This window comes from Streptomyces atratus (assembly GCF_040655115.1).
Taxonomy (GTDB): Bacteria; Actinomycetota; Actinomycetes; order Streptomycetales; family Streptomycetaceae; genus Streptomyces; species Streptomyces atratus_D.
On the sequence record NZ_JBFAJH010000109.1, the window covers coordinates 1 to 6,083 of the forward strand.

A 6,083-nucleotide genomic window follows, 5' to 3' on the forward strand; every position below is an offset into this window, starting at 1 on the left:
CACCACCCCCACGGCCGCACGACAGGACAACGGCCGCACGGACGATCATCCCGCGCCCACCGTCACCCTGCACGGAATTGAGCAGCAGAGTCACCGTCGGCTGCAAAGACCGCGTCGAAGGACTCGGTGTACTTCGCGTCCCGGTCCCGGATCAGGAAGCGCAGTGACTCCAGGCGCAGGCCCAGCTCGACGGCGAGGTTGCGGGCTTGTTGCACGGTCCACTGCCCGGTCGGGTGCGCGGTCACACCAGCGATGTGCAGGCGGCGCGTGCCGTGCTCGAGGAAGACCAGCGCGTAGACCCGGCGAAGGTCGACCTGGTCGATGTGCAGGAAGTCGCATGCGATGAGGCCCTCGGCTTGCGCGGTCAGAAACTCGCGCCATGTCGGCCCGCTGCGGCGTGGGGCTGGATAGACGCCAGCGGCCGTCAGGATCTCCCAGACCGTCGTGGTGCCGATCGGATGTCCGAGGCGGGCGAGTTCGCCCTGGATCCGTCGACAGCCCCAACGCGGATTCTCCTGGGCCAGTCGCAGCACCAGCGCCTTCACCGCGCCGGCGGTCGGTGGCCTGCCTGGCCTCCAGCGGCGCTTGCTGTAGTCCCATTTGACCACGATGAGCCTGCGGTGCCACGCGAGCAGGGTCGCGGGCGTGACCGGGAACACCCGCGCCCATCGGCGTCGCGGGAACAACGCGGACAGCGCAGCGAACCAGATCCGGTCCGACGGCTCGTACCGCACCGGACCGGTGAGCTGCCTGCGCAGCACCGCGTTCTCATGCCGCAGCACCAACAACTCGGCATCCTTGGCCGCGCGTCGACGCAACAGCACCGCCGGGTCCGACAGCAGCTTCCGCGTAACCCGATACACCAGTGAGACGATCACCCCGACAGGGTTCCAGGAGGCCCTCCTGGCGCGCCAGACCCACTCTGAGCAGCAGCGACGAATTTCCGAACGGCACACTTCGAGTTCGTCGTCCCAGGTCTGGGCTGCAGGCTCGTTGATCACGACGGGAAGCTGCCCCGGCCACTGCCATTACCAACACCGGCTGCACACGATCGAGGGGCGGCCCCGTGAAGACCGCCCCTGACGGGCCACCGGCCCACTACACTCACCACGCGCAGCCTCTGAGCAGGCAAAATGTCGAAGTCCTGCTGGAGTACTAACCCCTGTGTCGGCTACTGACTATTGGCCAGGGCAATCGTTTTGGACTTCAAGCGTCCTCGTCAGGCTTCCAGTTCAATAGGCGTACGCGCCGCACCGTCTCCAGATGCTCACGCATGGCGGCGACCGCGGCTTCGGGCTGCTGCGCGTGGATCGCCTCGGCGATGGCCTGGTGCTGGGACAGGGACTGTGCGGGACGGTCGGGCTGCTGGAGCGACTCGTGGCGGCTTTCGGCGATCTGCTCGGCGATCTCCCGCATGAAGTCTGCCAGCAGTCCGCTGTGTGCAGCGGCGGTCACGGCGGCGTGGAAGCGTCGGTCGCCCTCCTCACCCAGCTCGCCGTGCTCGACCTCGCCGCGCATCGTCTGCAGCGCGGCGTCGATCGCGGTGAGGTCGTCTTCGGTTCGGCGCAGCGCGGCGAGTTCGGCCAGTTTGATCTCCAGCGCCTCGCGGGCTCCTGGCGCCCGGCGGTGGCGCCTCCCTCGGTACATGCGGTGAGCACAAGAGACAGGGCGGCCAGTGGGGCTATAAGAGACATTCTGCATGTGCCACTCACGCGAGAGTCCTCTCAGGTCACCAAAGGTCCGCATGCTAGCGGCAAGACCGGAGCCCGCCCGCAGCGCGAGTCGCCGTCGACCGGGGCGCCGGCCCGAACGAGGGCGGTGCGCACCGGTGCGGGCAGCAGGGTGGCGGCGGCCGCGCGGGAGTCCGGGTCGGCGTAGTGGCCGGAGTGGGTAGCGAGGGCGTGGGCGAGCCAGTCGTCGACCGCCGCGACGCGGTAGTCGCGGTCGTCCATGAGCGCGCGGGCGGCTTCGTCGCCCAGCCTGCTCGCCACGGTCCGGTTGAGTCGGCCGGCCCCGGCGATGGCCGCCAGTTCGTCGGCTCTGTCGGCGATCTGCTGCTGCTCCTGGCGGCGCTGCTGCTCGACTTCTTCGCGGCGCCGGTCTTCGGCGAGCTCCTCCTGGACGACCGCGTCGGCGTCCGGGTCGTATGGTCGGCCGGTCGCGGCGAGCAGCTGCACGATGCGCTGCCACTCCGCGAGCTCCGCTTCACGGCGGCCGCCATCGTCGGCCGCGGCTTCGTCGCGGCGGTCCAGGTGCGCGTGCAGTTCAACCGCTTCGAACGCCTTCATTGCCTCGATGGGCGTCATGCCCCGCGCCCGGCGCCGCCGCCACCGTCGGACGTGTTCATCAGAACTCGCTTTCAGCTCGGATACGGAAACGAGGACCCCGCCGGGAATGCAGTTCGGCGGGCCGGTCACATGAGCCGAAGCTCAGTAGTTGTCACCGGCAGAGCCGGATGACGTGGCGAATGAGACCGACCGAAGCAGCGTGGTTGTCACCGACGAGGCACGCGGCTTGTCACAACTGCTCATTCAGCAGCCCTTCTGCCACCAGTCCCGCGACCAGCGGCTGGAGGGGTGCGCAGCCGTAGACGTTCTCCCTGAGGCCCGAACATGATCAGGTACTCGACCGGTCCGTCGGATCCGGCGTTCGCGACTCCGTGGGGGATGCGGGTGTCGAACTCGAGGACGTCCCCGGCAGTCAAGACGAGGTCCTGGCTGCCCAGTGCGAGCCACAACCGCCCGTACAGGACGCACAGCCACTCGAAGCCCTCGTGGGATACCTGCCGGGGCCGTCCAGGCGGCTCCGCGACGGCAGGCAGGACATGCTTGTGGGCGTGCAGGCCGCCGACGTACCGGGTCAGCGGCAACACCGCCTTCTCGTCGCCGAAGCTGTGCGGCGCCGTGCTGCGGAGCTCGGCCGCAGGGGCGGGTGCGGTGCCGACCAGTTCGTCCAGGGCGACTCCGTATTCCTTCGCCAGCTGCAGCACCACCTCCAGGGTGGGCTTGCGCCGGCGGGTCTCGATCCGCGACAGCGTACTGGGCGAGATGCCGGTCGCGCGGCTGACATCGGCGAGTGTGACGCCACGGCGCTCGCGCACGACCCGTAGCCGGGGCCCCATCGCCGCCAGCGTCTGGGCCACGTCGTCACCTGTCACCGTCCCCGTTCCTTCCCGCCGTGCCGCTTCACCGCCCTGTCCTGCAAGCTTGCCAGAATGGCAACGCTGATCGCGCCGAGTGGCCGCCGCGCCGCATGATCGATGGGTACCCGTCGGACGCCCGCGAACCGAGGAGAAGTCCCCCATGAAGTCTGAGCCGACCGCCGCACTTCGCCACCGCACCGTCGAGGCCCCTGCTGGGCGCCTGCATCTGGCGGAGCAGGGCACCGGCCCGCTGATCCTGCTCGTGCACGGCTTCCCCGAGTCCTGGTACTCCTGGCGCCGCCAACTCCCGGCCCTCGCCGCGGCCGGATACCGGGCAGTGGCGATCGACGTACGTGGCTACGGCCGCTCCTCCAAGCCCGCCGCGACCGACGCCTACCGAATGCTCGACCTGGTGGAGGACAACGTCGCCGTCGTGCACGCCCTCGGCGAGGAAAGCGCGGTGATCGTCGGCCACGACTGGGGCTCCAACATCGCCGCCGCCTCCGCCCTGCTCCACCCCGAAGTCTTCCGCGCGGTCGGCTTGCTGAGCGTCCCGTACGCGCCGCCCGGCGGCCCCCGCCCCACCGACATCTTCGGCCAGATCGGCGGCCCCGAGCAGGAGTTCTACGTCTCCTACTTCCAGGAGCCCGGCCGCGCCGAGGCGGAGATCGAGCCCGACGTCCGGGGCTGGCTTGCAGGCTTCTACGCGGCCCTGTCCGCCGACACCATGCCAGCCGAGGGCGAGCCCGATCCGCACTTCGTCGCCCTGGGCTGTCAGCTGCGCGACCGTTTCCCCGTCGGCCCGCTCCCGGCCTGGTTGAGCGAGGAGGACCTCGACGTCTACGCCGGGGAGTTCGAGCGCACCGGCCTGACCGGCGCCCTCAACCGCTACCGCAACATGGACCGCGACTGGGAAGACCTCGCCCCCCACCGCGGAGCCCCGATCAAGCAGCCCGCCTTGTTCGTCGGCGGCGCACTGGACGCCTCCACCACCTGGATGGCCGAAGCCATCGACGCCTACCCCACCACCCTCCCCGCCCTGTCCGCCTCCCACCTCCTGGATGGCTGCGGCCACTGGATCCAGCAGGAACGCCCTGACGAGGTCAACAGCCTGCTGACCGACTGGCTCGCCACGATTCAGGGCTGAACCAGGCGGGCTACCTGGGCAGCTTGGCGGCGCGTTTCGGGTGGGCCGCGCCGAGGTGGCGCATGCCGTTCTGCATCGGTGATGCCGAACCGTCGCACCGCACGTACTACGCCGGTGACAACAAGCGTGCCTATGTGACAACTACCGTGCGTCGGCTCATCACACAGGTCTACAGGACGCGCGAATTCCGCGCTGCTAAAACTGGATGTTGAGCCACTCCACGTCTGCGAATTTCACCTCCAGGCCCGCACGGCCGCCGCCTTGACGGAAATAGGTATCCGCGATGGCCTCCGCGACCGCATCGTGCAGGTCGCTCTCCGTCGCACCGTCCTCCCGAGCGGCGAGGATGGCGGCCGCGTGGGAGGAGCTGACGGCGACGGTGATGTCTCGTACCCGGCCCGCGTCCGAGGTGCCTTCCGGACCGAAGCCGAAGTACGCCCGGCAGGAGATGACCAGCCCGCCCGAGGACGCCGCGCGCTGCCTGGCCTGTGCCCTGACCTGCGGTTGCCACTCCGATTCGGTCTCCTGCACCAGCGCCTCCTGGAGCCGCTTGTTCGGCTTGGTAGAGGCACCCGAGAGGTAGCGCTGCACCGTCTTGCGGGAGACGCCCAGGTGTTCGGCCAGGGTCTTGGTGGAGCCCTTTTCACGCGTGCGAAGGACACGACCTCATGAGTCGTCGCTGAGCGGGAACATGACGCTCAATCGCGGCAGTCTACAAGTCGCTTCGGCTTCATCCCGGACATTCCAACGTTCCCCCGCCAACCCCCGGCTGCCCACGTGTTCGCCGCGCTGAGCCCGCACTACGGCATAGAATGCCTCGCCGCACGGGTCTGGATCCCCGGTCACAGACCCGTAGGCTTCCGACGCCACATAGTCCAGCAACTCCCACCCAGGCCAGTCCTCGCCCCAGTCCCTCCAGCTCCTCCCGGCCAACGCCAGGACCTCAGGCGCATCGGCCAGGGCATCCGGGTCAAGCACCGCTCGCTCGAAGATCTCGCCTCCGAGCCCGACCATCCAGAGGCCGAAATAGTCGAAATCGTCGTCCGAGCACCGGCCGCCGAAGATCCGCTCAGCCGCAGCCACCAAGTCCCAGTGGAATGCCTGACGGGTTACCTGGTCGAGGCGCAGCTGGAACTCGACGATCTCCACCTGGGACCTGCGCGACAGTTCATCCCGCAACCAGGCAAGCCGCGCATCCCTGCCCTCAGACTGTCGTCGGCAGGTCTCCATCAGTTCCCAAAAGGATTCAACGTTCACGCGGAGCACACTGCCAGGCGCCACTGACAAGCACCGAAAACGCTTCCGCGAAGGCCAGATCGTTTGAGAATGCCGCCAACACCTGGCCGCCGACTACTTGGCAGCTACGCAGGTCAGCGCCGCATCACCTGCCACCCAATCTGCGACAGGACATCCTGCCCGCCCAACTACGTCGAATAGCGGCTGTCGCTACAGTCACTCGACTTTCGACGTTTCCGTTGATCGTCGTTGGGGTCGCTCGGGTGGGTGATGGGGGCCTGATCTGGCGGTGCGGGGCGGGGCAGCAGAGAAGCATCGGCGGTGCTTGCGTCGCCTGCTGAGAGGGACCCGCCGATGCTTCCGGACACGACCGTACCCGCTTCGCTGCTGGCGGTGCTGGGGGGCTCACCCAAGATCGTGGACACCGTGCGTTATGCGGCGAGCGCCACCTTAACCGATCGCCGTTCGAAGGTGATCGGACTGATATTCCCGATGGCGGTGTGGCGCCTTCGGGTGTTGTATCGGGTGATCCAGCGGAAGACTTCCCGGCGGGCTTCA

6 protein-coding genes and 2 pseudogenes are annotated in these 6,083 nt (G+C 68.4%); 1 reads left to right on the forward strand and 7 read right to left on the reverse strand.

Annotated elements, in window-relative coordinates; all coding sequences use genetic code 11:
- Nucleotides 1–95: 95 nt before the first annotated feature.
- The 4 genes and pseudogenes from AB0I23_RS40820 to AB0I23_RS40835 form a co-directional block, all read right to left on the reverse strand.
- Nucleotides 96–878 (reverse strand): annotated as a pseudogene (locus tag AB0I23_RS40820) (helix-turn-helix domain-containing protein); the annotation flags it as partial.
- A gap of 328 nt (nucleotides 879–1,206) precedes the next feature.
- The gene (locus tag AB0I23_RS40825; RefSeq protein WP_436847078.1) at nucleotides 1,207–1,647 is read right to left on the reverse strand and encodes a FadR/GntR family transcriptional regulator; all 441 of its coding nucleotides are present in this window, start codon (nucleotides 1,645–1,647) and stop codon (nucleotides 1,207–1,209) included.
- A gap of 77 nt (nucleotides 1,648–1,724) precedes the next feature.
- Nucleotides 1,725–2,306, reverse strand: coding sequence for a hypothetical protein (locus AB0I23_RS40830; RefSeq protein WP_359118270.1), 582 nt, complete (start codon nucleotides 2,304–2,306; stop codon nucleotides 1,725–1,727).
- A 221-nt stretch (nucleotides 2,307–2,527) separates the two neighbouring features.
- Nucleotides 2,528–3,157: a helix-turn-helix domain-containing protein gene (locus tag AB0I23_RS40835; RefSeq protein ID WP_359118272.1), complete on the reverse strand. Its 630-nt coding sequence runs from the start codon at nucleotides 3,155–3,157 to the stop codon at nucleotides 2,528–2,530.
- A 145-nt stretch (nucleotides 3,158–3,302) separates the two neighbouring features.
- Here AB0I23_RS40835 and AB0I23_RS40840 point away from each other — a divergent pair, with 145 nt between their 5' ends.
- Nucleotides 3,303–4,289 (forward strand): alpha/beta fold hydrolase, encoded by a 987-nt coding sequence (locus AB0I23_RS40840; RefSeq protein WP_359118274.1) that lies wholly within the window; start codon nucleotides 3,303–3,305, stop codon nucleotides 4,287–4,289.
- 195 nt (nucleotides 4,290–4,484) lie between these two features.
- On the opposite strand, the pseudogene tpg reads toward AB0I23_RS40840, so the two are convergent.
- The 3 genes and pseudogenes from tpg to AB0I23_RS40855 all read right to left on the reverse strand — a co-directional run.
- Nucleotides 4,485–4,934 (reverse strand): annotated as a pseudogene (gene tpg / locus AB0I23_RS40845) (telomere-protecting terminal protein Tpg); the annotation flags it as partial.
- A 21-nt stretch (nucleotides 4,935–4,955) separates the two neighbouring features.
- Complete coding sequence (locus tag AB0I23_RS40850; protein ID WP_359118276.1) at nucleotides 4,956–5,546, reverse strand: DUF4240 domain-containing protein; 591 nt, start codon at nucleotides 5,544–5,546, stop codon at nucleotides 4,956–4,958.
- Between the two features lie 410 nt (nucleotides 5,547–5,956).
- On the reverse strand, nucleotides 5,957–6,083 hold a 127-nt coding region (locus AB0I23_RS40855; RefSeq protein WP_359118278.1), incomplete at its 5' end, for an integrase core domain-containing protein.